The following is a 26,547-nucleotide window of genomic DNA, read 5'->3' as shown; positions in this document are numbered from 1 at the left end:
AACCCTGCACGGATTGCCCTAATACCCTGCACCTCCCCCCAACTACAGTGCCTCTGACCCAAATGTCAGAGGCACACAATGATACACACCCTCCTAACACTACTCAAACCCACCTCGCTTACCGTTCGCATGATCCTCGCGGCCATCGCTTGCGGCATCGCACTCCCAATCTTGGGCGTTGCACAATGTCTCAGCAGCGCCTTGATTGTTGAATTGATCATCGACCCGCCCCTCGCTTTTGATCTCTACGGCAATCTGCTCATCTACGCCGCGAACAGCCCGTCCTATTCGCTCCCCCAATCATTGATCGAAGCAATCGCGCCCCTCATCTTTGCCTTTGCCCTGTCCTACAATTTGAATTGGGCAGGTTTCCTGCTCCTATTGCCGATCCATGCCATCCAACACCGCTTCGCGTGCGCGGGCTTTGTCCCGACCCTCATCATCGGCACGGCTCTCGGCGGTTTGGCCGTTTTGCCCCTCGCGCTTGGTCCTTTCGGCCTCACCCGCGAAGCCTACGTCTTGTTCAGTGGAGCCCCTTTCATCTACTTCGCCATTATCGGCGCGGCCCATGCAGCGGGGTTTTGGCTCATCCTTCAGTGGCTGACACAAAAAATCGCCCCCTGACCGCAAAAAGACCACAATCTCTAGTCACAACGGCTCTAGATCAACTTATTCTAGAAAGCCGTTCCATGTTCTCAATTCATTCTGACTTGCGCCCATTCTTAACAAAACAATCCACGTTTCTGGCCTCTTTGTGGGCCTTTGTCGCGATCATGGGCGGGTCAATCGTGTTAATTTTCATCGTCATGGGCGTCGAATTGGGCGCAGCGTCCCTTTTGGGGGGCACGGAACGCGTCCAAGGGTTTGTGGACTGGCTTTACATCTTCTCGACCATCGGCCTTTTATCGTTTCTGTTTGGATGGTTGGTGGTGCTGGGCTTGGCCCTGTGCCATTTTATCCTGCGCCGCCTGCGATTTGACGGCCTCTTGCCGATGATGCTTTGCGGCATGGCAATGACTTGGGCCTTCAGCCTGTTTCTTTCGCCTGTCCTAGTGGATGTCTTTTCAGACGATGGCATCGGTGCAGCAGTCACCACACAACTGCTGATCTGTGGCGCAATCTATGGGTTTGCCTATGCACTCTTCCTGCGTTGGCTTTGCGTGCGCAAACGCAATGGCACACTCCACGGCCTGACCTAACAAACTGCACAACTCCTGCACACCTCCTGCCGATCCTCTTCGCAAATTACGCGCTATCCAAACGCACAACTTGCGAAAGGATCACCCATGTTCACCCCACTTCTTCGGCTACGAACATCGCTCACGCCAACCGTCGGGCAAATCACACTGGCCTGCTTTGCCGCGTATATCGGCACGCCGCTTTTGTTTATCCTCACCGATGCTCTGTCCGACCACCAAACAGGCTATTTCGCTGACTTTCTGTTCACAGGCGGCGCATCATTTATTGCCAGCTGGGCAGGCTTTGCCCTCCTCGCGCTGGCATTCGTGCATTTGACCCGACAAGGGATCAACGGCCTGATCCCCACAACATTGGCAGGCGGCCTGCTCGGCCCATTTGCATATATGATCTTTGCCTTCACCTTTTTTGGCGGCTTCAACTTTCGCAGCTTTCTTCAAACAGACTACCTGATCCTAATGTGCAGCCTCGGCGCAATCCACGCGTTGGTGTTCTGGCTTTACCTCAGCCTCATCAACACATTCGAGCGCCTCCGCCACGCCGTTGCGCGCTAAAATTAACCTTTTCACTGTGTAAGCAAAATCTGGCGGGTTTCTGGTATGTTTGCGGGCGGCTTCGGCGCCCGCAAACCCGCATTCGTTAACACCTCACAAACCCGTGATATTTTCTGCGAACGACTCGCAACTGGAAATCCAACCCCCATATACCCCCCATGAACAGACGACAATTTACACAAAGCCTCGCGGCCCTCTTTGCAACACCTGCATTGCCCGCCGCGTCTCTGGCCACGACCCCCACAGGTGCGGCCCCTGCATCTGCCTATTTCTGGGCAGATTACATGACCCGCATGCACAATCGTTGCACGCCCGACATGCTCGCGCCGTTCTTTAAGGCGGATAAGGCGCTGGCAAAAACCATTCATTCTCAACTGGTTGCGGAAAATGTGCTGACTTCAACAGGTCACGCGCACCCGGATCTTTTGGCAAAGCAACCCGCAAAAACCTTTGGACAGCGGGATTTTAACCGCCCACACTCACAGAACAAACAGCAGGTGAAGAAGGGCAGAAAAACCATGACTGACACACCCGAAATTCGCGCAGCACAGCCCGAAGACCACGATGCCCTGACCGAAATCTGGTTCAATGGCTGGGTGGAATCCCATGCAGCGCACGTACCAAAAGAACTGGTCGAAATGCGCACCCGCGACAGTTTTCATATCCGTCTGGTGGATATGCTGGAAACCACTCTTGTGTCGGGCCCCATCGGTGCTCCAATCGGGTTTTGTGCCATAAAAAACAACGAGATATACCAGATGTACGTTTCCCCAGATGGCCGAGGCACGGGTACAGCATCCGCCCTAATCTCTGCGGGGTGTGACGCGATCAAAGCTGCTGGTCACGACCAAGCCCGCCTAGATGTGATTGCGCAAAACCCGCGCGCTCGGGCCTTTTATGAAAAAATGGGATGGCAGAACGAAGGCCTGCAAACAGTCAACGTAGATACGCTTGATGGCCCTTTCCCGCTGGACTGTATCGTCATGACAAAGGAGCTTTAATCCCATGAAGCGACGCACTTTTCTCACCAATCTTGCCGCGACTGCCGCCTTGCCGATGATTCCGGCAAAAGCACTGGCCGGCATGGCTCCCACCGCTGCGGCAGCTTCGATGGATCAACCTTATCTTTGGGCCAGCTTTATCACGCGGGTTCACAACAATGCCTCACCCGCCATGTTGCAACGCTTGCTAAAGTTGGACCCATCCGTGGCAACCCGCGTCTATTCAGAGCTGGTAAAGAATAATGTGGTAACACCCCCCAATGCCTATGGTATCAGCCGCGCGGTGAATCCCTTTCCACAGCCAGGCATGGCCCACATGCAGGGTCAAACTGCGGCAAATTCCGTAACTGGTTCGAAAAAATCTGCGAAGCTCGATACAAGCAAAGTTACAAAAACAGACGAACGCCGCGCAGAGCCATCCGATGATTCACCACCCGTTAACCAAGACGTGGCAGCTTCGCAGGATGAACACATCGTTAACGATTCCACAGAACCAACCCCTGACACAGACAGACAGGCTTAACTGGCTGCGCCTGATCCGATCCCGCCGCGTTGGCCCTGCCACCTTTTTTCGCCTTCTAAGTGAACATGGAACAGCGGAAAAATCGCTCGACGCTTTGCCCCAAATCGCCCGTGATGCTGGGGTCAAAGACTACGCCAGTTTTTCCCACAAGGCCGCGTACGACGAATTTACCAACGGCACCGCGATGGGTTTGCAACTGATCTGTTATGCCGATCCCACATACCCTGAAATCCTGCGCCACATTCCTGATCCCCCGCCCGTTCTCTGGGTGATGGGAGATTTGGAGCTGGTAAAACGACCCGCCATTGCCGTGGTCGGTGCCCGCAACGCCTCCAGCCTTGGTACACGGATGACCCGCAAAATTGTCAGCGATCTTGGGCAAGCAGGGTTCACCATCGTGTCTGGTCTCGCCTGTGGTATCGACGCCGCCGCCCATAAAGCGGCGTTGAAAACAGGGACAATCGCAGTACAAGCAGGCGGTGTCGATGTGGTTTACCCGCGCGAAAACGCGGCCCTACATGACGATATCGCATCCAAAGGATTACGCCTGTCCGAAAACCCCCTTGGGCTAATTCCCCAAGCGCGCCATTTCCCTCAACGCAACCGCATCATTGCAGGGCTCGCGCAGGCCACGCTGGTGGTCGAAGGGGCCATTCGCTCTGGCTCGCTGATCACGGCACGGGACGCATCTGATTTGGGTCGTGATGTTATGGCTGTTCCTGGCAGTCCGATGGACCCACGGGCGGCAGGGTGCAATGCCTTGATCCGCGATGGCGCCACACTGGTGCGCTCTGCCCAAGACGTGATCGACAGCATCGCACGGCCCGAACCTCAACCACGCGCACAGCCCAAACAACCCCGCTTACCGCTCACTCCGCCCGATCAAGTGGCCACAAAAATCCTCTCTCTGCTTGGCCCCACGGCCGTAGCTGAAGACAGCTTGATCCGCGATGTTGGTCTGCCCGCCGCGCAAATCACACCCCACCTCACCACGTTAGAATTGGAAGGGAAAATCCAGCGCCATCCAGGCGGAATGCTGGCACTCGCGGGGTGATCTGCAGAAAATTAAATTGCCCGTTTGCAAACCAATTTCGAACACCCCATTGACATTGCCTACCGCAACAACACATTTTCCGCACGCCCTTTGCGGCCAATGTAATGCAGTGATTCACAGGAAATATAATGCCAGTAGTTGTCGTCGAGTCCCCGGCTAAGGCCAAGACAATAAACAAATATTTGGGCGACGACTTTACCGTTTTAGCATCTTACGGACACGTTCGGGACCTGCCACCAAAAGACGGATCGGTGGACACCGAAAACGATTTCGAAATGAAATGGGAGGTCGCAAGTGACAGCCAAAAGCACATTCGTGCCATCGTTGACGCCCTTAAAGGCGACGATGAACTGATCCTCGCAACCGACCCTGATCGCGAAGGTGAAGCTATTTCTTGGCATCTGGAAGAAGCCCTTAAAAAACGCAAAGCCATTAAAAAATCGACCAAGGTCGAACGGGTCGTGTTCAACGCGATCACCAAAGACGCGGTGACCACCGCCATGCAAAACCCACGTGCCGTGGACATGGAACTGGTCGAAGCATACCTCGCGCGCCGCGCTCTTGATTATCTTGTTGGGTTCAAACTCTCACCCGTTTTGTGGCGCAAACTGCCCGGTGCGAAATCTGCGGGCCGCGTGCAATCTGTGTCCCTGCGCATCATCGTTGAACGCGAAATGGAAATCGAAGCGTTCAAACCACGCGAATACTGGACCGTCAAAACCATCCTAACGACCCCGCGTGGCCAAGAATTCGAATCCCGTCTGACTGTGCTCGGCGGCAAAAAGCTCGATAAATTCGACATCGAAACATCCGAAGCGGCTGAACTGGCCGTTGCTGCGATCAATTCGCGCGACCTCTCCGTCACCAGTGTCGAAGCAAAACCAGCCGCGCGCAACCCGTCGCCACCGTTCATGACATCAACCCTGCAACAAGAAGCCAGCCGCAAATTTGGCATGGGCGCACGCCAAGCCATGAGCACCGCGCAACGCCTCTACGAAGCAGGCTACATCACCTATATGCGGACCGATGGCATCGACATGGCCCCAGAGGCCGTGACCGCCGCACGCAGCACGATCACATCGCTTTACGGCGCAAAGTACGTTCCAGAAAAACCCCGTGTTTACAAAAACAAGGCCAAGAACGCCCAAGAAGCCCACGAATGTATTCGTCCCACTGACATGGACGTCACGCCCGACAGCTTGTCACGGCTAGAAGCGGATCAACGCAAGCTCTATGATCTGATTTGGAAACGCACGATTGCCTCGCAAATGGCGGCTGCCAAAATGGAACGCACAACAGTTGATATCGGGTCCAGCGATGGCCAAGTTGTGATGCGCTCCACAGGTCAGGTTGTCCTGTTTGACGGGTTTTTGCGTGTCTATGAAGAAGGCCGCGACGATCAGGTTGTGGATGACGACGATAAGCGTCTGCCGCAGGTGGCCGAAGGGGAAGCGATGGATAAAAAATCCGTCAGCCCCGAACAACACCACACTCAGCCCCCGCCCCGTTATACCGAGGCGACACTGGTAAAACGCATGGAAGAGTTGGGCATCGGTCGCCCATCCACCTATGCCAGCATCGTCACCACAATCCAAACCCGCGAATACGTCCGCAAGGAAAAGAACCGCCTAATCCCCGAGGACAAAGGCCGCCTTGTGATTGCGTTTTTGGAAAACTATTTCCGCCAATATGTCGGCTATAACTTCACCGCAAAACTGGAAGAAGAACTCGACGATATTTCAGGTGGTCGCGAAGATTATAAGGCCGTTTTGTCTCGGTTCTGGCGTGATTTCTCTGCTGCGATTGGCGAAACCGCCGATCTGCGCATCACCGAAGTGTTGGAAAAAATTAACGAAGTTCTGGCCCCACACATCTTCCCTGCCAACGAAGACGGCTCTGACCCGCGCATCTGTAAAAACTGTGGCAATGGCCGTTTGTCCATGCGCACGGCGCGCTCTGGCGGCGCCTTCATCGGCTGTTCAAACTATCCAGAATGCCGTTACACCCGCCCCTTGTCAGGCGAGTTTGAAGGGGGTGATATCGCAGGCCCAGATGGCAAACTCCTTGGCGAAGATGAAAATGGCGATCCGATCACACTGCGTTCAGGCCGCTTTGGCCCATACGTGCAGCGCCGCAACACCACCGACGATGAGCCAAAACCACCCCGCGCCTCAATCCCCAAAGGCACGGAGTTGGAAAACGTCGATCTTGAACTTGCGCTCAAACTCTTGTCTTTGCCACGCAAGGTGGGCGATCACCCAGACGGGGGCGAAGTTACCGCCGCCATTGGCCGTTTTGGCCCTTATGTGATGTGGCAAATGCCGCTCGAAGAAGGCAAGAAAACCGCGCGCAAAATCTATGCCAACATGAAAGACCCAGAAGAGGTGTTTGTAGTTGGCATGAACCGTGCCATCGAATTGATCGCCGAAAAACTCGCCAAAGGTGGCGGGCGCGGTCAGGCGGCAGAACCGCTTAAAGAACTCGGTGAACACCCCCAAGAGGGCGGCGCAATCAACGTTATGGACGGGCGCTATGGTCCCTATGTGAAATGGGAAAAGATCAACGCGACTCTGCCAAAGGAACTTGACCCAAAAGCAGTGACGCTCGAAGAAGCGGTCGCTCTGGTGGACGCAAAAGCCGCCGCCAAAGGCAAGAAAAAGAAGGCTGCCCCGAAAAAGAAAGCCGCGCCCAAGAAAAAGGCCGCAGCAAAGAAACCAGCCGCCAAAAAGCCAGCGGCGAAAAAGAAGGCAGCGCCTAAAAAAGCTACTGCGAAAAAAGCGGACGACTAAAGCGCATTCACCGCGGCGACAAACGCATCGCCGCGGGCTTCAAAACTGGCAAACTGATCAAAAGACGCACAGGCAGGGGCGAGCAAAACTACATCACCCTTTTGCGCCGCCGCTGCGGCCGCTGCCACAGCCATGTCCAGTTCTCCAGACACCACGTAATCCGTGCCCCCCAACTGCGCCGCAAACGTATCCGCCGCCGCACCAATCAAATACGCCCGCTTTACGCGATCAAACAGCGGGAACAGGTCAGCAATACCACCCGCTTTGGGTTCACCCCCTGCAATCCAGTGGATATTCTTGAACGCGCCCAAGGCCTTAGCCGCCGCATCCGCATTGGTCGCTTTGCTGTCATTCACAAACAAAACGCCGTCTTTTTCAGCAATAATCTGGCATCGATGCGGCAATCCTGGATAGCTGCGCAAATGCGTCTCAACCAGTCGCGGGGCCAACCCGATGGAACGACAGACCGCATAAGCGGCACAGGCATTCTGATGATTGTGCGCGCCTGGCAATCCACGAATATCGCGCAAATCAATGGACGCAACCTGCCGCCCCTTGCGCCACTCCGCCAAAAATCCTTTGCGCACAAAAACCGACCAGCCATCGCCCTGCAGTTTGCGTCCTGAAGACATACGAATAACCGGTTCACCCGACCCTTGCGTTTCACGCAACTGCGCCGCCAAATACTGGCCTTCAACCTCGTCCACCCCGATGATGGATCGGTCAGGCCCACCCGCCGTAAACAACCGCGCCTTGGCTGCGAAATAACCGCCCATGCCCCCATGGCGATCCAAATGATCAGGGGACAGGTTCATAAACACCGCAATATCAGGCCCAAGGGACCGCGCCAGTTCCGTTTGATAGGACGACAGTTCCAAAACTGTGATTTGCCCATCCGAAGCGGGTTCCAGATCAAGCACACCGCGCCCAATGTTGCCCCCCATCTGCACATCGCGCCCCGCCTCTTCCAGCACATGGTGGATCAACGCCGTTGTGGTGGATTTACCGTTTGACCCCGTCACGCAGACCACACGGGGCAGCACATCAAATTCGTCCCATTCGGGCGTGCCATAGCTGCGGAAAAACAACCCAATGTCGTTGTCAACAACAGCCCCGTTTTCCCATGCTTTCACGATTACGGGGTGCGGGTCAGGATAGAGATGCGGGATACCAGGAGAGGTAATCAAGCAACTGATCCCTTCCCAATTTTTGTCTTTGTGCAGATCGGCAACCAGAAACCCTTCGGCTTGTGCGGCTTCTTGCGCTGCAACATTGTCATCCCAACACACTGGCAGGGCTCCGCCCGCCTTTAACGCTCGTGCCGTGGCCAGACCAGACCGTCCCAGCCCCAAAACCGCCACCGAATGTCCGTCATATCCACGTACTGGAATCATCTCAAACGTCCTTCAGGCCATCCCGCCTTTTTGTTTTCAAAATATCCTGCAGGGGTCTGGGGATGCAAAATCCCCAGCCATATCAGCGGATTTTCAACGTCGCCAAACCAATCAGCGCCAGGATCAGTGAAATGATCCAGAACCGAATAACGATCTGCGCCTCGCCCCAGCCCCGCTTTTCAAAGTGGTGATGGATCGGCGCCATCAGAAACACGCGCTTGCCTGTTTTTTTGAAATACAGCACCTGAATGATCACTGACAGGGCCTCTACAACAAACAATCCGCCAACGATGCCAAGCACAATTTCATGCTTGATCGAAACCGCAATCGCCCCAAGCGCGCCGCCAAGCGCGAGCGATCCTGTATCGCCCATGAACACCGCCGCAGGGGGCGCATTATACCAAAGAAAGCCAAGCCCCCCGCCAATAATGGCAGAAGTAAACACCAGCAATTCCCCCGTACCGGCCACGTAATGTACATCCAGATATTCGGTGAAATCCGTACGCCCCACCACATAAGCAATCACGCCAAGCGTGGCCGCACAAATCATCACAGGCATAATCGCCAACCCATCCAGCCCATCTGTCAGGTTCACCGCATTTGCAGCCCCAACAATGGTGATCATAGCAAATGGGAAATAGAACAGGCCAAGGTTCAGCAAAGCATCTTTAAACACAGGCAACGCCACCTGTTGCGACAGCTCCTCCGTGTGCAACGTGGACACATAAATCGCTGCAATCAGCGCAATCATAAAGCCAAGCGCCAATCGCGCTTTACTGGAAAACCCCGCTACGGTTTGTTTTGTAACTTTCAGGTAGTCATCCAAAAACCCAATCAGCGCAAAACCCATCGTCACCAACAAAACCGTCCAAACATACCCATTGTCCGTGCGCGCCCACAACAGCGTGCTGATCAACATCGTACCAAGGATCAACATGCCACCCATCGTCGGGGTTCCTGCCTTGGCAATGATATGCGTTTCAGGGCCGTCTTCACGAATGGGCTGCCCCTTTTTCTGCCATTTTTTCAAAGAGTTAATCAGCGGCTGACCAAACATAAAGCTGAGCACCAAAGCTGTGAAAAACGCACCACCTGCTCGAAATGTGATGTATCGGAACAGGTTGAAAAAATCCCCACCGTCCCCGTATTGGCTTAGAAAATATAACATAACGGTCGTGCCCCTATTTCGCGCTGGTTTGACCCAGATTTTTGATTGCCGTGACCACTTGTCCGACTTTTGACCCTAGCGAGCCCTTTACCATGGCAACGTCACCAGAATCCAGCAGCCTGTTCACACAATCCGCCATCTGGTCTGCTGTTTCAAAATGCTGGCCACGTTTGTGATCCGGCAGTGCCTTGTGCAAGGCCGCCATCCGCGCCCCACTGGTATGAACCAAACTCACCGCGTCCATCGCGGCGCAGTCTGCCAACCCTGCATGAAACGCCAGTTCATCTGGACCCAGCTCCAGCATATCGCCCAAAAACGCAATACGCCGCCCGCCCTCTTGCGCAGGTGTGGCGCTGGCTAAAACGTCAAGCGCCGCTTCCATTGACGTGGGGTTGGCATTGTAACTCTCATCAATCAGTTCCACATGGCCGCCGGTATCGCCCAGTTCCACCATAAACCGTTGTCCCCGCCCAGATGGGGCCTGCCAATTGGCAAGTGCCAGCATGGCCTGCGCCACATCCCCGCCTGCGGCATCAACAGCGCCCAAAACCGCCAAAGCATTCATAGCCAAATGCGCGCCCGGTGCGCCGATTTTGAACAGGATTGGTTCGCCTTGCATATTTGCTTCGACGGCCGAGCCCTGATCGGTGGTGTTCGACTGGATTAGTCGAATATCTGCGTCATCCGACTTCCCAAACAAAACGGTTTTGCCGCTGCCCCGCGTGGATTGAAGGATCGGAAACGTTGGAATATCTGCATTGATTACGGCGGTTCCATCCGCACTAAGCCCTTCAAAAATGGCGGCTTTTTCCACGGCAATCTGCTCCACACCGTCAAAGGCTTCCATATGCACAGCGGCCACTGTGGTGATCACTGCCACATCCAACTCTGCCATACGGGCCAGAGGTGCAATTTCACCAGGGTGGTTCATGCCAATTTCAATCACTGCAAAATCCGTGTCCGCTGGCATCCGCGCCAAGGTCAAAGGAACCCCCCAATGATTGTTAAAACTGCGCACCGCCGCATGGACCTTGCCTTGTACCTGCAATGCCGCCCGCAACATTTCTTTGGTGCCAGTTTTACCAACAGAGCCCGTCACGCCAATCACTTTGGCCTTCGTGCGCTCCCGTGCCGCCCGCCCAAGGGCGACAAGACCTTCCAACACATCGGGCACAACCAACAAAGGCGCATCAGCGTCCACACCTTCGGGTCTGTGCGATACCAACGCCGCACCCGCGCCTGATTGCAGGGCTTGGGCTACAAAATCATGACCATCGCGCACATCTTTCAGTGCTACAAACAAATCGCCCTGTTCCAACTCGCGCGTATCAATGGACACACCGTTTACGGACCAATCCCCAAACGCCTCGCCGCCCGTGGCCGCCACCGCGTCCTCTTTTGTCCATAAAATACTCATATCGCCCACCTATGCGCCCAATCCATCCAGCGCATGAACCGCAACGCTGGCCTGTTCTACATCGTCAAATGGCAGCACATCATCGCCAACGGTCTGTCCCGTTTCGTGGCCTTTACCCGCAATCAACAACGCATCCCCTGGCTGAAGCGCATCCACGGCCGTCAAAATGGCCTGCGCCCGATCACCAATCTCACTGGCCTCGGGGCACTCAGCCAAAATCATCTTGCGGATCACGTCTGGGTCTTCGGATCGTGGGTTGTCATCCGTCACAAAGGCCACATCGCTGTGATCGCGTGCAGCCGCGCCCATCAAGGGCCGTTTGCCTTTATCCCGATCCCCACCTGCGCCAAACACAACCAGCAAACGCCCCAAAACATGGGGCCGCATCGCCTTCAGCGCGGTTTCCAACGCATCTGGCGTATGGGCATAATCTACAAACACCGACGCGCCATTTTTGCGCGTTGCGGCCAATTGCATACGGCCTGGAACCGTACGTAATTCAGGTAGGCACCGGAACACATCCGCGCTCTGCGCCCCACATGCAATGGCCAGCGCCGCCGCTGTCAGCACATTTTGTGCCTGAAACCCACCGATCAGGTTCAGCCGTGCCGTGTTCACTTCACCACGCCATGAAAACCGCACCTCTTGGCCCGTTGCATCAAACCGTATGCCAAGGATCTGCAAATCCCCCTGCCCAGTGCCAAGCGTAATAACGTCTTGGCCCCGCGACAGCGCAACGTCCACCAGAACCGCGCCCTTAGGATCGTCAATATTGATGACAGCCGATCCTTCGGGGGGCAAAACCCGCGTGAACAACCCCGCTTTTGCGTTGAAATAGGCATCAAATGTTTCGTGATAATCCAAATGATCTTGGGTGAAATTCGTAAACGCACCCGCTGTCAGGTAAACCCCATCCAAACGACGCTGCTCTAACCCGTGGGAGGATGCTTCCATCGCCGCATGGGTGATACCTTCGCCTTTGAGCGTTTTTAACAACTTGTGCAGGGTGACAGGCTCGGGTGTTGTATGGCTCATGGCCGCCGCATAGGCCCCTTCGACCCCCGTGGTGCCAAAATTCACCGCAGACAGACCCAGCAGCTCCCATATTTGCCGTGTAAAGTTCGCAACAGAGGTTTTGCCGTTGGTCCCCGTCACCGCCACCATATGGGCTGGCTGGCCCGCATAGCACCGCGCCGAAGCAAGCGCCAAATCACGGCGCGGGTCGGTGGTCACCACGACAGGAACAGAAATCTCACCCACATCAGCAGTGGCCAGATCAAACCCGACAGCATCCGTTAAAATCGCCGCAGCCCCCATGCGCAGGGCATATTGCACAAACTCTCCACCATGCACCGCAGCCCCTGGCATTGCGGCAAACAGATCACCTTGTTTACAGTGGCGGCTGTCTACACAAATTCCAGAAATAACGGGATCGCCGATCACCCCGTGAGTCGCCGTAAGGCCCAGCGTTTGTAGCGTCCTGTTGGTCATCACGTCGCGCGCCCCCGTGCGTATGGTGTGGTTAGTTTCTTGCCGCCGTGTATTGGACATTGCCCGCAGACGCAACATTTGGGCGCAACCCAAGGATTGGCATCAACCGCGCAATAATTTCGGCGGAAACAGGCACAGCGGTCCAACCTGCGGTGCGGCGCTCTTCACCGTGGGCCATAATGGAAGGCTCATCCAAGGTAACCACCAAAACATATTTTGGATCACTTGCAGGGAATACGCTGGCAAATGTGGAAATCACTTTGTCTTCGTAATACCCACCACTTGGTTTTGGTTTGTCCGCAGAACCGGTTTTACCCGCAACTTCATACCCTTTCACTTCGCCAAAACTCGCCGTACCCCGTGTCACAACGGCGCGCAGCATTTTCACCAACTTTTCGGACGTGCCCTTCGAAATGATCTGTTCGCGGTCCGCTTGAACACCGTCTTGTTTGATCAAAGTCGGCTTCACCTTATACCCACCGTTACCCATCGTGGCATAGGCCGTGGCAAGGTGCAGCGGCGTGGCTGCAATGCCGTGGCCATAAGAAATGGTCATGGTCGAAATCTCTGACCAACGTTTGGGCAACAATGGTTTCGTTTTGCGTGCTTCGCCCAATTCAACGGGAACCGCTTCAAAAAACCCAAGTTTTTCAAGCATTTCTTGCTGCGCGCCAGCCCCAGCGGCCAACGCCATACGGGCGGTTCCGATGTTGGATGACTTCACCATCACATCGGTCACAGACAGTTGTTTGCCGTAATCATGGAAATCGCGAATTTTGAATTTGCCCCATTTCAACGGGCCTTTGGTATCCACCATGGTGTTTTCATTCACCAGCCCCAGATCAAGGTTAATCCCCGCTTGAAAAATCTTGAAGGTCGAGCCCAGCTCATACACCCCTTGGCTCGCGCGGTTGAACAGCGGGCTATCGGACTGATCCCCTTGGGTCAAAACCTGTGGGCGGTTGTTGGGGTCAAAGTCTGGTAAGGACGCCATGGACAGAATTTCACCTGTGTGAATGTCCATCAGGATCGCACCAGCACCTTTGGCGCTCATCAGCTTCACCCCTCCGGCCAGAACATCGCGCATGGCCGATTGGGCGGTCATGTCGATGGACAATTGCAGCGGTTCGCCTTCACGGGCTGGATCGCGCAGGGATTCATCAAAATACCGCTCCACCCCAGCAATACCGATCACTTCAGCGGCGTTTACGCCTTCTTTGCCAAAACTTGCTCCCCCCAGAATGTGGGCCGCCAGTTTACCATTTGGATACAACCGCATTTCGCGCGGGCCAAACAACAGACCTGGCTCACCCAAATCGTGAACAAGCTGTTGTTGCTCAGGGCTAATTTTCTTTTTGATCCACAGGAATTTGCGTTTACCGCTGAAATCCTTGCGCAGCTTTTCCAAATCCAGATCGGGGAAAATTTGCGCCAATCCTTCGGCAGCTGCAGCAGGATCCACCATCAAAGGCGGCTGCGCATAAAGCGCCGTAGTGGCAAGGTTCGTTGCCAAAACTTCGCCGTTGCGATCAATAATATCGGCCCGCTGGTTGGCAATCTGCGGGATCGACGCCGTGGAAACTGGTTCACGCGGTTCCGTGGCCGCCAATGTGGCCATACGCGCACCCACCACCAAAAACGCGGCGAAAAAGAACACACCCAAAACCAGCAAACGGCTTTCGGCGCGACGGCGCATTTTCATTTGCACCTTCACATTGCGAATGGCCCGTTCTTCGGCCTCGATCACATCAGGGTTTTCCCCTTTTTCACGGGCGTCCAATACACGAGCAAGGGGGCGCAGGGGCGTTCGCATTATGGGAACTCCTTATCTGGGCCCGCGGTGCGGCCACTGGTGGAAACAGGATCGGATATTTCATTCGGTTCGATTGTGACCTGCGGATAAGACACCAACTCCACCTCGGCAAAATGCTCTGGCATTAATGGCAGCAGGCCCAATTCATCATAGTTCAAATCAACCAAATCGCGCAAACGTTCAGGGCGGTTCAAATACGCCCATTCCGCTGTCAGTACAGAAATTGCCTCACGCTCCGCCGCGATTTGTTGCTGCAAATCCGCGACACGGCGCAAGCTGGCTTGGGTGCGATAATTCTCTTTGTAGGCCCAATAGGCCACGCTGATCACGATGGCTCCACAAAAGATATAAAGAAATGTTTTCATTGACTTACACTCTTCAAACTCAATTTTGGCAAACCTAACCCGCCAAAATCCACCTCTCCCACTGGCGCTTCAGTACGACGCGCCACACGTAACTTGGCCGACCGCGCACGCGGATTTGCCGCTAACTCATCATCGCGCGCCGAAATGGCCTTGCGCCCCATCAACTCAAACTGCGGATCATCGCGCGCCTCTTCGGGCGCCCAACGGTTGCCCTTGGGTTTGGACCCTGATCGCGCGGCCAAAAACCGCTTCACAATCCGATCCTCTAAGGAATGGAACGTCACCACTGCCAGCACACCACCCGCGGCCAAAATGGCCTCGGCTGCATAAAGCCCGCGCACCAATTGACCCAGCTCATCATTCACCGCAATGCGCAACGCTTGAAAAGACCGCGTTGCGGGATGCGCCATGCCTGGTTTTGATTTTGGCAGGGTTTTTTCGATGATATCCACCAGCTGAGACGTGGTTAACACGGGCGCAATTTTTCGCGCATCCACCATCGCTTTGGCGATGCGGCGCGATGCGCGCTCTTCCCCGTATTGAAACAGAATATCGGCCAATTCCGCCTCGGACGCATGGTTCACAACATCCGCCGCCGATTGGCCTGATTGGCTCATCCGCATGTCGAGCGGACCATCTTTTTGAAACGAAAAACCGCGCTCTGCCTGATCTATCTGCATGGACGACACACCGATATCCAGCACCACACCGTCCATCGGACCATCGAGCAAGGCATCCATCTGCCCAAAAGTGCCTTCGACCAATTGCAGCCGATCACCGTATTCACCCGACCACGTTTTGGCCCGTTCAAACACTTCGGGATCCCGATCAATGGCAAAAACAGTCGTCGCACCCGCATCCAACAAGGCCCGTGTATATCCGCCCGCCCCAAATGTGCCATCAACCCAACGGCCAGACACAGGTGATACAGCATCCAAAATGGGGTCCAACAAAACAGGGATATGCGGGGAAGTAGTTTGTGCAACCTGTTCCATACCGCGCTTACCCCTCAGCACTGTCCGATGATGGTTCATCAAGCAGGGTTAGCGGATCGAAATCATCCACTTCCTCTTCCAACCAGTCTTCGATCGCAGCAACATGTGCGTCATAGGCGCTCGGTTCCCAAATCTGAAACGTGTCGCCCGTGGCAACAAAGATGGCTTCGGATGTGATACCGATTTTTTCACGCAGTTTAGGGGACAAAACCAAACGGCCTGTTTCATCCACGTTCAACTGCACCGATTGACCAGAAAACATGTGCTCTAATGCACGGCGGCGGCGGGAGCCACGGGGCAAAGCGGCGATTTGCTCGTCCACTTCGTCCATAGATTTCATAGTGTATCCTTCGATGTAATTGCGCGACTTGCCGCCATACACCAAAACCATGTTCGGGTTCAGACCATCGGTCCAATCAGGATCACCTTCTTCCAGCACGCGGCGAAACGGGGCTGGGATAGACACCCTGCCCTTAGCATCCACTTTGTGGGTACTTTCACCTCTGAACCGTCGCGCCACGAAGGGTGCTCCTTTTTATCCTCGTCACCCCAGATTTTTGGGGCCTTAAAATGGAAACGGAGGATCAAGCTGCTGCCACTGCTTGATCCTCCGCCCTCGTCCCGTAAAGGGATGTCCAACTGTGGTGCCACCTTGGGGGGGGTGTCTGCTCGCAACCCACGTCGGATCTCTAATTTGATGCTGCTGGGCGCCTGTATGAAACCTGACTTGGTCATTTGCGAGGTCTTGATGCCTCTTATGATCCCAACTTCATCGTGAGAACAGGTATTACATGGGAAATCATGGAAAGAAAGTGTTTTTTATGGGATTTATTGGAAATATTTACCAAGCGGCGCAATGGGTCAGCGCAATAATCCACAATTTTCGGCAAAATTTGGCTTAAATTGTTCCTCACAGAAAAATACACACAATATGTAGTGTCGTAAAAAATTCCCGTAATTTTCCCATAAAATCCCAGAGGCATTAAGACAGCATGAGAACATATTAAGAACACAGGCTTTTTAGTCGGAAAATTGATTCGAATCTGTCTATCAGAACCGCGAATTATCTCGCCTGTCGCACCAAATATAGAATCTCATACATTCGTCCCACCAATTCCCATGTAGCGAAAAAGAATAAGCGTGGATGACCTGTAAGCCGGATTTTGTCCAAGGCTTGCGCCCCTAGACGACCATTCATCTGGGCCTGTTGTTGCCAACAGGCTCTTGCAACCAACCCGGATCTGCTGAGGAAAGAACATCCTCGGGCTTGCGCCCACGCGATCCCTATTTGGTCTTGCTCCCAGCGGGGCTTGCCATGCCAGTGATGTTACCACCACCGCGGTGGGCTCTTACCCCACCGTTTCACCGTTACCTGCGCACGCGCGGGCAGTCTGTTCTCTGTGGCGCTTTCCCTCGGGTTGCCCCGGGCGGGCGTTACCCGCCGCCGTTGTTCTTTGGAGTCCGGACTTTCCTCACTCTTACAAGTGCGGCCGTCCAGCCATCCACGCAGTCACGTCTGTACTTCGATGGGCATGCCCGGGTCAACGGGCTGACAGGGCCATTTTTCCGCCAACCGCGTGATAATCCCCACATCCACCGCATCAAGCGGCCCTGCCCCATCTGGCCGAAACCGCAGCCGAAACGCATCCAACACGATCTGCCAGCTTTCATCGGATTGATCCGCAGGGCGATAGCCAAAATAAAACGCCGCCGTGCGAAACGCACTGCGATGTACTTTATCTGTGGCGGGCGCGGCGGAATGCACCCAAACCGACAACCCTTTACCAGCCAACCGCTTCCAATCGAAATATGGGCCAGGATCAACTTTGCGCCCTGGAGCCATATCCGAATGGCCAATCACCCGTTCTGGCGGAATATCAAAGGTCCGCATCACCCGTGCCAATTCCCGCTCCAACGCGGCCATCTGAGCGTCTGGAAACTGCGGCGCATCGCTGTCTGGTCCCTGATTGGCCAGTTCAAACCCGATAGAGTGAGAATTCACATCCGTGACCCAGCCCCATTGCCCAGCGCCTGCATGCCATGCTCGATCACCATCCGCCACCAACTGAGTGACCGCGCCATCCTCGGCAATTACATAATGGGCGGATACTTCTGCCGCAGGATCACACAATCGCTCAATGGCGGCCTCGGCCGTTTCCATGGCGGTATAGTGCAACACAACCATATCAGGGGGCAGCCCGTGTTTGCGCGGACCACAATTAGGCGATGATGACATTAGCTGTCAGATGCGGGTGTTTCGCTTACCACTGGCGTGGCCTCAACGTTTTGCAGCAAACTGCGATAGGTTTCCGGGTTCCAATCACAGGCAAACCCGTCGCCATCCCCATCCAAACGTTTGCGATCTTTTGCTGGACCACCGGCTTCCAGAAACGCGATTTGCGCCGCATCTGGATCTTTGCGATAGCGCGAACACCCTGTAGAACCGAGGCTGAACCGGCGGAACTTTTTCGTCCCAACCGCATGTTTTTGTGACAACGCATAAGCAGCTAAGTTCACACGGCTGCCTTTGCGCGTTGGCAACGCTTCGGGCTCAATCACGGTATAGGATTCTTTCAACGCCGCCAATTTGGCCGCGTCAGATGCAATGGTCTCTTTTTCCGTCACAACTTTAAAATCTTGGGTGCGCGAAATCTCAGCGTTTTCCGTCACCACCGTGTCGGTGGCCGTATCACTGGGCAGCGTCACCGTTTGCGCTGTGGCCGTGCCCGTCTCAGCCGAGCGCAGGCGATTGTTTTCCGCCTGCAAAGCAGAAGGATCAGGTGTGATATTATCGAAATACTGATCCTGATCGTTTGGCGCTTGTGGCGCGGCACAGGCTGTAAGAACGCCACACACCGCAACTGCTGTTAATAAGACCCGCATACTGCACCCCTTGGGTTGTTTTTTAAGTGTTTACCACCATTTTTCAGCCTTGGAAACAAATCCTGCGGATTGCTCCAACGCATAGGCGGTGTTCAGCATATCGGCCTCTTCCCACGGCTTACCAATCAATTGCAAACCGAGCGGCAAACCCTGCGCATCCAATCCCGCAGGAACCGAGACACCTGGCAAACCTGCCAGGTTCACCGTTACCGTGAACACATCGTTCAAATACATTTTCACAGGATCAACATCCGCCATTTCGCCCAAGCCAAAGGCCGCAGATGGCGTAGCAGGTGTCAAAATCGCATCCACACCTGTGGCATACACATCTTCAAAGTCTTTCTTGATCAATGTGCGCACCCGCTGTGCCTTGCGATAATAAGCATCGTAAAAACCAGCGGACAAAACATAGGCCCCAATCATCACACGGCGCTGAACCTCTGCACCAAACCCTTCGGCGCGGGTGCGTGCGTACATCTCGTGAATGCCTTCACCCGCTTCCAGCGTCGCGCGGTGGCCGTATTTCACCCCATCATAGCGGGCCAGGTTTGAAGACGCCTCCGCAGGAGCCAAAACATAATAGGCAGGCAACGCATATTTCGTGTGCGGCAAGGACACATCTACAATTTCCGCGCCCGCATCGCGCAGCATATCTGCCCCTTGAGACCACAGCTTTTCAATCTCACCTGGCATGCCATCCAAACGGTATTCTTTCGGGATACCGATCTTTTTACCGCGAATGTCCCCCGTCAGCGCCGCTTCAAAATCTGGCACTTGCAGGTTGGCGGATGTACTGTCCTTCGCGTCATGGCCCGAAATTGCATTCAGGAAAATCGCACTGTCCCGCACGGTTTTAGTCATCGGCCCCGCCTGATCGAGCGAAGACGCAAAGGCAATCACACCCCAGCGTGACACGCGGCCATAGGTCGGCTTCACCCCAACAATACCTGTGAACGCAGCTGGCTGACGGATGGACCCACCCGTATCCGTTCCAGTTGCCGCCAAGCACAAATCCGCAGAAACCGCCGCCGCAGACCCACCCGATGATCCACCAGGTGTCAGCGCCGCGTCAGACCCTTCACGCCGCCAAGGACTGGTCACAGGACCATAGGCAGACGTCTCGTTTGACGATCCCATGGCAAATTCATCCATATTCAATTTGCCGAGCATCACCGCACCTGCATCCCACAACTTGGTGGTTACTGTGCTTTCATATTCTGGCTTAAACCCGCCCAGAATGTTTGATGCGGCTTGGGACTCCACACCTTTGGTGCAGAACAAATCTTTGATCCCCAACGGAATGCCACACATATCAGGCGCGTCCCCTGCTGCAATGCGCGCATCCGCCGCCGCCGCTTGCTCAAGCGCCAGTTCAGGTGTTTTTACAGAATACGCATTCAGCGGATCAGACGCTGCCACCGCCGCGTTACACGCCTCGGTCAGTTCGACCGAAGAAATCTCTTTGGCGCGCAGTTTGTCACGTGCATCTGCAATGGTCAGTGTGTTTAGCGTGCTCATGATCTTACTCCACCACTTTGGGAACAGCAAAAAATCCTTCGCGGGCATCGGGCGCATTGGCCAAAACCGCCGCCTGTTGATCCCCGTCGGTCACAACATCTTCACGGCGCGGCAGACGCATGGGCGTGACAGATGTCATAGGCTCCACACCTTCAACATCCACTTCGTTCAACTGCTCCATAAAGCCCAGAATGCCGTTCAACTCCCCCGCAAGGTTTTCAAGCTGATCATCGGCCACTTCGATGCGGGCCAAATGCGCCACACGGCGCGCTGTTTCTTTGTCAATCGACATGGATGTTCCCTCTTCGGGTTAAACACTTATTTTCAACCACAGCATCTACCGCCACGGCCGAGCCAAGACAACCCTATGCCCCGCTTCTTTTGAGCATAAATATCTCGGGGTCTGGGGCAGCGCCCCAGCTATCGCCGATCCGCAAAAAACTGCACCAACAGCGCAGACGCTTCTGACTCTTTCAATCCATCATAAACCTCTGGCACGTGATGGCATTGCGGATGATCAAACACACGCGGACCTTGCGCCACGCCACCCGATTTCGGATCCCCCGCCCCGTAATACACCCGCGCGATGCGGGCATTTGATATGGCTGCGGCGCACATAGGGCACGGTTCCAGCGTCACATATAAATCCGCCCCTGACAGGCGCTCCACGCCCAGCGCAGCACAGGACGCGCGAATGGCAAGGATTTCCGCATGGGCCGTTGGATCATTCAGTTCCCGCGTTTGATTGCCAGCAGCGGCCAGCACCACGCCATCGCGCACCACAACCGCACCCACAGGCACTTCGCCACGATCAGCGGCCGCACGCGCCTGATCCAGTGCCTGATCCATATAAGACGTAAATTCCATAACTCTGCTTAAACAGCCCGCTTCCCTTGGACAAGCACACCATTCCCCCCTATAGCAACCCCATGACCAACAAACTCCCAAGTGACGGCGAACGCATCGCCAAGTATTTGTCCCGCGCAGGCGTTGCCTCGCGCCGTGAAATCGAACGTATGATTGATGCAGGGCGGATCACGCTGAACGGCCAACCCCTGACCACACCTGCGATCAAAGTGTCCGACAAAGACGACATCACCGTGGATGGCAAACCCGTTGGGGAAAAACAGCCCGCCAAAGTTTGGCTTTACAACAAACCCTTGGGATTGGTGACAACGGATCGGGATGAAAAGGGACGCAAAACCGTGTTTGACGACCTTCCAGACACCCTGCCCCGTGTTATGTCCGTAGGTCGGCTTGATCTTAATTCCGAAGGGTTGCTCCTGCTGACCAATGATGGGGAACTGAAACGCAAACTGGAACTGCCCTCTACGGGGTGGGTGCGCAAATATCGCGTGCGGGTCAAAGGCAATCCAACGGATGAAAGCATTAATCCTTTGCGCCAAGGCGTAACAGTGGACGGTGAACGGTTTCAACCGATGCAAATCAGCATCGACAAACAGCAAGGCGCGAACGCCTGGCTGACCATTGCCCTGCGCGAAGGCAAAAACCGCGAAATCCGACGCGCTGTTGAAACGGTTGGCCTGACCGTGAACCGTTTGATCCGCGTGTCCTATGGCCCATTTCAGCTCAAAACCCTGAAATCAGGCGAAGTGGAAGAAGTGCGCGGCAAAGTGCTGCGCGATCAGCTTGGGATCGAGCCGCCAGCATCACATGCCGTCAAAAAATCGTCCCGAAAGGTATCGAGAAAACCGCGCAATGCGGCCCCGTCAAAGCCACGCAATACCCGTCGCTAAGCCTATTCGCCGACGGACAGCTTACCCGCCATCTGACGGCCACCCATACCGTCGATCATTTCAAATTCAATCGCTTGATCGTTTTCAAGCGTTTGCAATCCTGCTTGTTGAACTTCTGAAATGTGGACGAAAATATCGTTTCCACCACCTTCTGGCTCAATAAAACCGTACCCCTTGTCGGCATTGAACCACTTGACCACACCTTTGGGCATAATCGTATTCCCTTCGCATTAAACGGACGCGAAATTGCGCCAGTCTTCGCGCGGGGTCAATCGGGGCGCCAAAGCTTAGAGTGCGGCTGGAAGGCACAAAAACCATTGACCCAACGTAACCTCAGCCTATCGGAATGACCGATTCCCACAAAACAGAAAGATTAGCGCGATTCTAACGTGTTAGATGACATCTGCTTGCTCTTATGGGCCGTCTTGGGCTAAATGCCCCGCAAATGGCAATCGAAAAGGGGACTTCGCGCGATGGCTGACTTACTGACAATTGAAAATCTCGCCAACCTTGGTGTGTTGATCTTTTTGCAGGCCGTTTTGGGCTTTGACAACTTGCTCTACATTTCAATCGAAAGCCAACGCGCACCCAAGGAATATCAGGCACGGGTTCGGTTCTGGGGGATCATTATCGCCGTGGCCCTGCGCATTGTATTGCTCTTCACAATGATCCAGTTGATCGACGCGCTCAAAGACCCGTTTTATATCTTTGATTATCCAGGTGTGATTACAGGCGGTGTAAACTTCTCAACCGTGGTGTTCATTTTTGGCGGTATTTTCATCATGTATACGGCGTTCAAAGAGATCACGCACATGCTGACAATTCACGAGCTGGGCCATGATGTGGAAAACAAATCAGGTAAATCGGCGCGCCAAGTGGTGATGCTGATTGTCCTGATGAACTTGATCTTCTCCTTTGACAGTATCTTGTCTGCCCTCGCGATCACCGATGTCTTCCCCGTGCTTGCCATTGCGATCATTACCTCTGGCATCGCGATGCTGGTTCTGGCCGATGGCGTCACGACCTTCTTGCAAAAGAACCGCATGTACGAAGTTTTGGGCCTGTTTATCCTTTTGATCGTTGGTGTGGTCTTGCTCGGCGAAGCAGGCCCAGCTGCGGCTCACGCCATGCACGACGATGATTTGCAGATCAAAATCTTTGGCTATGCTTTGTTGCCAATGTCCAAGACGACCTTCTATTTCTCGGTTGTTGTGCTGGTTTTGGTTGAAGTTGTGCAAACGGGCTATCAGCGCAAACTCAGCCATGAACGCAAACCTGACGGCCACTAAACCAAATAGCCAAAAGCAGGATATTGCCGAAAAGATATTGGGTTTACTGGGTGGATACACAAAATCCGCTGGTAAACCCTAGTATCCGCGCATCTGGGCCCTTATATTGGGGCAGAATTGGCAAAATGTCTTTGTCTTGGGGGATACCGTGTCTGCACCAACTTTGCAGTGGATTTCATATATCGTTCTGGTCGTAACCATATTTACCGTGTCGTTTGGCAGCTGGGGATCTTTGTCCTGATGGCGCAGCGATTTGGTGGGCAGCACAGCCCAGACGGAAGCCCAAACAATGCGGTCCCAACACCGCCCCTCCCGACGAACAAATTTCGCGGACGTCGGGTTGTGAATTCCAGTTTTCGATCAAAGTTCCTGTTTATCGCCCCAATGCCATTGTTGTTTTCGGGCATTGGCGAAATGCGCCGTGGGGATGCCACAGGAATGCTGGTGGAATTCGGCGCCCTTGTGATCTTGCTGCTGGCCGCTTGGCTGTTGCGGGACGGATTGATCGCCGAAGCCGCCTACAACGAGCGCAAAGTGGCTCGCCCCCCTGCCATACCGCGCAAATTATTCGCCAATGGTTTAACAGGGCTCGGGGTCTTCATCGCTGGGGCTTTTGCCACTGGCGATGGCATGATGGCCGCGCTTGTTTTTGCCCTCATCGCCATGGCCGCCCACGCTTTCAGCTTTGGATTTGATCCGATGCGCAAAAAGGGCATGGAAGGCATGTCCGAATTTGAAACCGAACGGGTGGCCAAAGCTGTAGACAAAGCCGAAGGCATCTTATCCGAAACCATCGCTGCATCGCGCCGCATCGGTGACCGCCGCATTGAATCGCGTGTTGAAACTCTTGCCACATCCGTGCGCGAAATGTTCCGCGCCGTCGAAGACGATCCCCGCGATCTGTCAGGGGCGCGTAAATTCTTGGGCGTTTATTTGATGGGCGCGCGCGATGCGACGATCAAATTTGCCGATCTATACAGCAAACGCCGCGATGCTGATGCCAAAACCAAATACGAATCCTTGCTTACCGATCTGGAAGCCAGCTTTAATACCCAGCGTGAAACCATGATGCTGGATAACCGAACCGACCTTGATGTAGAAATCGAGGTTCTTCGCGACCGACTGAAACAAGAAGGCCTGAAGGCCAGATAACAGGAGACATCAATGTCCGATATCCGCACCAAGGCCGAAGGCGCTTTGAAAGAAGTAGAAGAAATCAACGCGGTGGTTCTGCCCGAACCCAAAGGCGACTTAATTGTTGTGTCCGAGGTAACGCCTGACCTGCAAAAATCCATCAAATCCCGCATGGATGAAATCGACATGGACAACACCCAGTCCATCATCGAATTTGGTTCCAAGGCGCAGGCCGAACTGCAAGAAATCTCCCAAGAAATGCTGTCAGGTGTGCGCAACAAAGACGTTGGCCCCGCAGGTGAATCGCTTCGCAACATGGTCACGTCCATCCGCGGCTTTTCCATTGATGAGTTGAACCCCAACCGCAAGCTGAGCTGGTGGGAACGCCTGCTTGGTCGCGCTGCGCCCGTTGCAAAATTCATGGCGCGGTATGAGGATGTTCAAGGCCAGATCGACCGCATCACGGATGAACTGCTGGAACACGAACATGTGCTGCTCAAAGACATCAAGTCCCTTGATAAGCTCTATGGCAAAACCCTCGCGTTTTACGACGAACTCGCGCTTTACATCGCAGCGGGTGAGGAAAAGCTGAAAGAACTGGATGCAAAGACCATCCCTGCCAAAGAAAAAGAAGTTGAAAAAGCGCCAAAAGACAAAGGCGTGATCAAGGCGCAGGAACTGCGCGATCTGCGGGCTGCCCGTGATGATCTGGAACGCCGCGTGCATGACCTTAAACTGACACGTCAGGTGACCATGCAATCCCTGCCGTCCATTCGTTTGGTACAGGAAAACGACAAATCACTGGTGACCAAGATCAATTCAACACTCGTGAACACCGTGCCCCTGTGGGAAACCCAACTGGCCCAAGCCGTAACAATCCATCGCTCACGCGAAGCGGCCGAAGTTGTAAAACAGGCCAACGATCTGACCAACGAGTTGCTGGAATCCAACGCCGCCAACCTGCAAGAAGCCAACCGCGAGGTGCGCAAGCAGATGGAGCGTGGCGTGTTCGATATCGAAAGCATCAAAAAAGCCAACCAATATCTTATCGACACCATCGAAGAGAGCTTGGCTATTGCGGATGAAGGTAAGGCGAAACGTGCCGATGCCGAAAAAGAGCTGTTGCACATGGAAGACGAGTTGAAGAAAACACTGTCAGCCGCCAAAGCCAAATCAACAGGCACAGGCGACAACATTGGAACCAGCACAGGCGCCTAAACCACGCCTAACGCACCACGGGGGCGATTGCTGATATGATATTTGGCCGCATTTTTCTGGTCTTATCGCTGCTTTTGATTGGGTGTGACGAAGTCCGCGTCGCACCCAAACCCGACCCCGTGCCAAAACCAAAACCCGTGGTTGCCAAACCCTCCCCTTCCGAGGAAAGCACACGGATCAAATCCTATTACGCATCCGTGCAAGCCCGTCTTTTGGCCCAAGGCAAATTGCGCCAAGAACACAGCCCTGCGGATGCGCCCTTTACCACGGCTGATCTGGTGCGCAATTTCGAACGGGTCGCGCTTTATGATGAATACACCAACGAAGAAGGCGTCTTTATCGAAGAGCAAACCTCATCCTATCTGCGGCGCTGGCAAAAACCTGTGCGGATTGGCTTGCATTTTGGCGACTCTGTAACACCCGGCCAACGGGCCAAAGATACAAAAATGGTCAGCTCGTTTGCGGCGCGTTTGGCCGCCCTGACTGGGCTCAACATTCGCGTTACAAGTTTGAAAAACGCCAACTTTGTTATGTTGTTCTTGAACCGGGATGAACAACGCACCGTACCATTGCAACTGTCCGCAGACACACCGCAACTGTTGCCATCCATCGTGCGCGAAATCGAAACCAGCCCGCGCAACATCTTTTGCGTGGCCTATGCCCTGTCAAACGCGGACAGCCCAACAGATTATTCAGGCGCGGTTGTTCTGGTAAAAGCAGAACACAGCGACATCATGCGCCGCTCCTGCATCCAAGAAGAAATGACCCAAGCCCTTGGTCTGGCCAACGACGATCCCAATATCCGCCCGTCTATCTTTAACGACGACGAAGAATTTGCCTTGCTGACCAAACACGACGAAATCCTACTAAAAATGCTCTACGATCCACGCCTGCGCGTGGGCATGACCCCTGAGCGCGCCCGCCCCTTGCTGCGCGCTGTGGCCGAAGACGCATTAAAATCGAACAGAATTTAAAACGGAGGTCCCG

General features: G+C 54.5%; 26 protein-coding genes and 1 other RNA gene. 12 read left to right on the top strand and 15 right to left on the bottom strand.

What is annotated here, in order from left to right; genetic code table 11:
- Positions 1–78: 78 nt before the first annotated feature.
- From QBD29_RS06180 to topA, 7 genes are all read left to right on the top strand, one after another.
- Positions 79–624, top strand: a complete 546-nt coding sequence (locus QBD29_RS06180) for a hypothetical protein (protein WP_280100436.1) — start codon at positions 79–81, stop codon at positions 622–624.
- Positions 625–689: 65 nt separating this feature from the next.
- The gene (locus QBD29_RS06175; protein WP_280100435.1) at positions 690–1,199 is read left to right on the top strand and encodes a hypothetical protein; all 510 of its coding nucleotides are present in this window, start codon (positions 690–692) and stop codon (positions 1,197–1,199) included.
- Between the two features lie 87 nt (positions 1,200–1,286).
- Positions 1,287–1,751, top strand: coding sequence for a hypothetical protein (locus QBD29_RS06170; RefSeq protein ID WP_280100434.1), 465 nt, complete (start codon positions 1,287–1,289; stop codon positions 1,749–1,751).
- A gap of 158 nt (positions 1,752–1,909) precedes the next feature.
- Entirely contained in the window at positions 1,910–2,752 is an 843-nt protein-coding gene (locus QBD29_RS06165) for a GNAT family N-acetyltransferase (RefSeq protein ID WP_280100433.1), read from the top strand.
- A gap of 4 nt (positions 2,753–2,756) precedes the next feature.
- Positions 2,757–3,275: a hypothetical protein gene (locus QBD29_RS06160; RefSeq protein ID WP_280100432.1), complete on the top strand. Its 519-nt coding sequence runs from the start codon at positions 2,757–2,759 to the stop codon at positions 3,273–3,275.
- A complete protein-coding gene (gene dprA / locus QBD29_RS06155) occupies positions 3,217–4,329 on the top strand; it encodes a DNA-processing protein DprA (RefSeq protein ID WP_280100431.1) in 1,113 nt (370 codons plus the stop codon). The genes QBD29_RS06160 and dprA overlap by 59 nt, the downstream gene beginning before the upstream one ends.
- 128 nt (positions 4,330–4,457) lie before the next feature.
- Entirely contained in the window at positions 4,458–7,118 is a 2,661-nt protein-coding gene (gene topA / locus QBD29_RS06150; RefSeq protein ID WP_280100430.1) for a type I DNA topoisomerase, read from the top strand.
- Here topA and murD read toward each other — a convergent pair.
- From murD to QBD29_RS06080, 14 genes are all read right to left on the bottom strand, one after another.
- The gene (murD, locus tag QBD29_RS06145; RefSeq protein ID WP_280100429.1) at positions 7,115–8,512 is read right to left on the bottom strand and encodes a UDP-N-acetylmuramoyl-L-alanine--D-glutamate ligase; all 1,398 of its coding nucleotides are present in this window, start codon (positions 8,510–8,512) and stop codon (positions 7,115–7,117) included. The two genes, topA and murD, sit on opposite strands and share 4 nt — an antisense overlap.
- 82 nt (positions 8,513–8,594) lie before the next feature.
- Positions 8,595–9,680: a phospho-N-acetylmuramoyl-pentapeptide-transferase gene (gene mraY, locus QBD29_RS06140; protein ID WP_280100428.1), complete on the bottom strand. Its 1,086-nt coding sequence runs from the start codon at positions 9,678–9,680 to the stop codon at positions 8,595–8,597.
- A 13-nt stretch (positions 9,681–9,693) separates the two neighbouring features.
- Positions 9,694–11,097 carry a UDP-N-acetylmuramoyl-tripeptide--D-alanyl-D-alanine ligase gene (gene murF, locus QBD29_RS06135; protein ID WP_280100427.1) on the bottom strand — a complete coding sequence of 468 codons (1,404 nt, stop codon included), beginning with the start codon at positions 11,095–11,097 and terminating at the stop codon, positions 9,694–9,696.
- Positions 11,098–11,106: 9 nt separating this feature from the next.
- A complete protein-coding gene (locus QBD29_RS06130) occupies positions 11,107–12,588 on the bottom strand; it encodes a UDP-N-acetylmuramoyl-L-alanyl-D-glutamate--2,6-diaminopimelate ligase (protein WP_280100426.1) in 1,482 nt (493 codons plus the stop codon).
- A 31-nt stretch (positions 12,589–12,619) separates the two neighbouring features.
- A complete protein-coding gene (locus QBD29_RS06125; protein ID WP_280100931.1) occupies positions 12,620–14,404 on the bottom strand; it encodes a penicillin-binding protein 2 in 1,785 nt (594 codons plus the stop codon).
- Positions 14,401–14,766, bottom strand: coding sequence for a cell division protein FtsL (locus QBD29_RS06120; RefSeq protein ID WP_280100425.1), 366 nt, complete (start codon positions 14,764–14,766; stop codon positions 14,401–14,403). The genes QBD29_RS06125 and QBD29_RS06120 overlap by 4 nt, the downstream gene beginning before the upstream one ends.
- Entirely contained in the window at positions 14,763–15,761 is a 999-nt protein-coding gene (gene rsmH / locus QBD29_RS06115; RefSeq protein ID WP_280100424.1) for a 16S rRNA (cytosine(1402)-N(4))-methyltransferase RsmH, read from the bottom strand. Before rsmH ends, QBD29_RS06120 begins: the two co-directional genes overlap by 4 nt.
- 7 nt (positions 15,762–15,768) lie before the next feature.
- The gene (gene mraZ, locus QBD29_RS06110; protein WP_280100423.1) at positions 15,769–16,281 is read right to left on the bottom strand and encodes a division/cell wall cluster transcriptional repressor MraZ; all 513 of its coding nucleotides are present in this window, start codon (positions 16,279–16,281) and stop codon (positions 15,769–15,771) included.
- A 616-nt stretch (positions 16,282–16,897) separates the two neighbouring features.
- Positions 16,898–17,267, bottom strand: an RNA gene (gene rnpB, locus QBD29_RS06105) — RNase P RNA component class A.
- Between the two features lie 4 nt (positions 17,268–17,271).
- Positions 17,272–17,997: an N-acetylmuramoyl-L-alanine amidase gene (locus tag QBD29_RS06100; RefSeq protein WP_280100422.1), complete on the bottom strand. Its 726-nt coding sequence runs from the start codon at positions 17,995–17,997 to the stop codon at positions 17,272–17,274.
- A complete protein-coding gene (locus tag QBD29_RS06095; RefSeq protein ID WP_280100421.1) occupies positions 17,997–18,644 on the bottom strand; it encodes a hypothetical protein in 648 nt (215 codons plus the stop codon). Before QBD29_RS06095 ends, QBD29_RS06100 begins: the two co-directional genes overlap by 1 nt.
- A 30-nt stretch (positions 18,645–18,674) precedes the next feature.
- Positions 18,675–20,162, bottom strand: coding sequence for an Asp-tRNA(Asn)/Glu-tRNA(Gln) amidotransferase subunit GatA (gatA, locus tag QBD29_RS06090; RefSeq protein ID WP_280100420.1), 1,488 nt, complete (start codon positions 20,160–20,162; stop codon positions 18,675–18,677).
- A 4-nt stretch (positions 20,163–20,166) separates the two neighbouring features.
- Positions 20,167–20,454, bottom strand: a complete 288-nt coding sequence (gene gatC / locus QBD29_RS06085; RefSeq protein ID WP_280100419.1) for an Asp-tRNA(Asn)/Glu-tRNA(Gln) amidotransferase subunit GatC — start codon at positions 20,452–20,454, stop codon at positions 20,167–20,169.
- 128 nt (positions 20,455–20,582) lie between these two features.
- A complete protein-coding gene (locus tag QBD29_RS06080) occupies positions 20,583–21,029 on the bottom strand; it encodes a nucleoside deaminase (protein ID WP_280100418.1) in 447 nt (148 codons plus the stop codon).
- A gap of 62 nt (positions 21,030–21,091) precedes the next feature.
- Here QBD29_RS06080 and QBD29_RS06075 point away from each other — a divergent pair, with 62 nt between their 5' ends.
- Positions 21,092–21,919: a pseudouridine synthase gene (locus QBD29_RS06075; RefSeq protein ID WP_280100417.1), complete on the top strand. Its 828-nt coding sequence runs from the start codon at positions 21,092–21,094 to the stop codon at positions 21,917–21,919.
- A 2-nt stretch (positions 21,920–21,921) separates the two neighbouring features.
- Here QBD29_RS06075 and QBD29_RS06070 read toward each other — a convergent pair whose 3' ends face one another.
- Entirely contained in the window at positions 21,922–22,131 is a 210-nt protein-coding gene (locus QBD29_RS06070; protein ID WP_280100416.1) for a cold-shock protein, read from the bottom strand.
- 261 nt (positions 22,132–22,392) lie between these two features.
- Here QBD29_RS06070 and QBD29_RS06065 point away from each other — a divergent pair, with 261 nt between their 5' ends.
- The 4 genes from QBD29_RS06065 (at position 22,393) to QBD29_RS06050 (ending at position 26,534) form a co-directional block, all read left to right on the top strand.
- Positions 22,393–23,208 (top strand): TerC family protein, encoded by an 816-nt coding sequence (locus QBD29_RS06065; RefSeq protein WP_280100415.1) that lies wholly within the window; start codon positions 22,393–22,395, stop codon positions 23,206–23,208.
- Positions 23,209–23,550: 342 nt separating this feature from the next.
- Positions 23,551–24,360 carry a 5-bromo-4-chloroindolyl phosphate hydrolysis family protein gene (locus tag QBD29_RS06060; RefSeq protein WP_347936347.1) on the top strand — a complete coding sequence of 270 codons (810 nt, stop codon included), beginning with the start codon at positions 23,551–23,553 and terminating at the stop codon, positions 24,358–24,360.
- 12 nt (positions 24,361–24,372) lie between these two features.
- Positions 24,373–25,560: a toxic anion resistance protein gene (locus QBD29_RS06055; RefSeq protein ID WP_280100413.1), complete on the top strand. Its 1,188-nt coding sequence runs from the start codon at positions 24,373–24,375 to the stop codon at positions 25,558–25,560.
- Between the two features lie 35 nt (positions 25,561–25,595).
- Positions 25,596–26,534 (top strand): DUF2927 domain-containing protein, encoded by a 939-nt coding sequence (locus QBD29_RS06050; RefSeq protein ID WP_280100412.1) that lies wholly within the window; start codon positions 25,596–25,598, stop codon positions 26,532–26,534.
- The last annotated feature ends 13 nt before the right edge of the window (positions 26,535–26,547 follow it).

This window comes from Amylibacter sp. IMCC11727, assembly GCF_029854195.1.
Lineage (GTDB): Bacteria > Pseudomonadota > Alphaproteobacteria > Rhodobacterales > Rhodobacteraceae > Amylibacter.
Note: the sequence above shows the minus strand (reverse complement) of the source record. Positions and strands in the feature narration are given on the sequence as shown.

What these genes read in the sequence shown, in the direction of transcription:
- QBD29_RS06180 (WP_280100436.1), top strand. Translation starts at nt 79, where the DNA reads ATGATACACACCCTCCTAACACTACTCAAACCCACCTCGCTTACCGTT.
- QBD29_RS06175 (WP_280100435.1), top strand. Translation starts at nt 690, where the DNA reads ATGTTCTCAATTCATTCTGACTTGCGCCCATTCTTAACAAAACAATCC.
- QBD29_RS06170 (WP_280100434.1), top strand. Translation starts at nt 1,287, where the DNA reads ATGTTCACCCCACTTCTTCGGCTACGAACATCGCTCACGCCAACCGTC.
- QBD29_RS06165 (WP_280100433.1), top strand. Translation starts at nt 1,910, where the DNA reads ATGAACAGACGACAATTTACACAAAGCCTCGCGGCCCTCTTTGCAACA.
- QBD29_RS06160 (WP_280100432.1), top strand. Translation starts at nt 2,757, where the DNA reads ATGAAGCGACGCACTTTTCTCACCAATCTTGCCGCGACTGCCGCCTTG.
- dprA (WP_280100431.1), top strand. Translation starts at nt 3,217, where the DNA reads ATGAACACATCGTTAACGATTCCACAGAACCAACCCCTGACACAGACA.
- topA (WP_280100430.1), top strand. Translation starts at nt 4,458, where the DNA reads ATGCCAGTAGTTGTCGTCGAGTCCCCGGCTAAGGCCAAGACAATAAAC.
- murD (WP_280100429.1), bottom strand. Translation starts at nt 8,512, where the DNA reads ATGATTCCAGTACGTGGATATGACGGACATTCGGTGGCGGTTTTGGGG.
- mraY (WP_280100428.1), bottom strand. Translation starts at nt 9,680, where the DNA reads ATGTTATATTTTCTAAGCCAATACGGGGACGGTGGGGATTTTTTCAAC.
- murF (WP_280100427.1), bottom strand. Translation starts at nt 11,097, where the DNA reads ATGAGTATTTTATGGACAAAAGAGGACGCGGTGGCGGCCACGGGCGGC.
- QBD29_RS06130 (WP_280100426.1), bottom strand. Translation starts at nt 12,588, where the DNA reads ATGACCAACAGGACGCTACAAACGCTGGGCCTTACGGCGACTCACGGG.
- QBD29_RS06120 (WP_280100425.1), bottom strand. Translation starts at nt 14,766, where the DNA reads ATGAAAACATTTCTTTATATCTTTTGTGGAGCCATCGTGATCAGCGTG.
- rsmH (WP_280100424.1), bottom strand. Translation starts at nt 15,761, where the DNA reads ATGGAACAGGTTGCACAAACTACTTCCCCGCATATCCCTGTTTTGTTG.
- QBD29_RS06100 (WP_280100422.1), bottom strand. Translation starts at nt 17,997, where the DNA reads ATGTCATCATCGCCTAATTGTGGTCCGCGCAAACACGGGCTGCCCCCT.
- QBD29_RS06095 (WP_280100421.1), bottom strand. Translation starts at nt 18,644, where the DNA reads ATGCGGGTCTTATTAACAGCAGTTGCGGTGTGTGGCGTTCTTACAGCC.
- gatA (WP_280100420.1), bottom strand. Translation starts at nt 20,162, where the DNA reads ATGAGCACGCTAAACACACTGACCATTGCAGATGCACGTGACAAACTG.
- gatC (WP_280100419.1), bottom strand. Translation starts at nt 20,454, where the DNA reads ATGTCGATTGACAAAGAAACAGCGCGCCGTGTGGCGCATTTGGCCCGC.
- QBD29_RS06080 (WP_280100418.1), bottom strand. Translation starts at nt 21,029, where the DNA reads ATGGAATTTACGTCTTATATGGATCAGGCACTGGATCAGGCGCGTGCG.
- QBD29_RS06075 (WP_280100417.1), top strand. Translation starts at nt 21,092, where the DNA reads ATGACCAACAAACTCCCAAGTGACGGCGAACGCATCGCCAAGTATTTG.
- QBD29_RS06070 (WP_280100416.1), bottom strand. Translation starts at nt 22,131, where the DNA reads ATGCCCAAAGGTGTGGTCAAGTGGTTCAATGCCGACAAGGGGTACGGT.
- QBD29_RS06065 (WP_280100415.1), top strand. Translation starts at nt 22,393, where the DNA reads ATGGCTGACTTACTGACAATTGAAAATCTCGCCAACCTTGGTGTGTTG.
- QBD29_RS06055 (WP_280100413.1), top strand. Translation starts at nt 24,373, where the DNA reads ATGTCCGATATCCGCACCAAGGCCGAAGGCGCTTTGAAAGAAGTAGAA.
- QBD29_RS06050 (WP_280100412.1), top strand. Translation starts at nt 25,596, where the DNA reads ATGATATTTGGCCGCATTTTTCTGGTCTTATCGCTGCTTTTGATTGGG.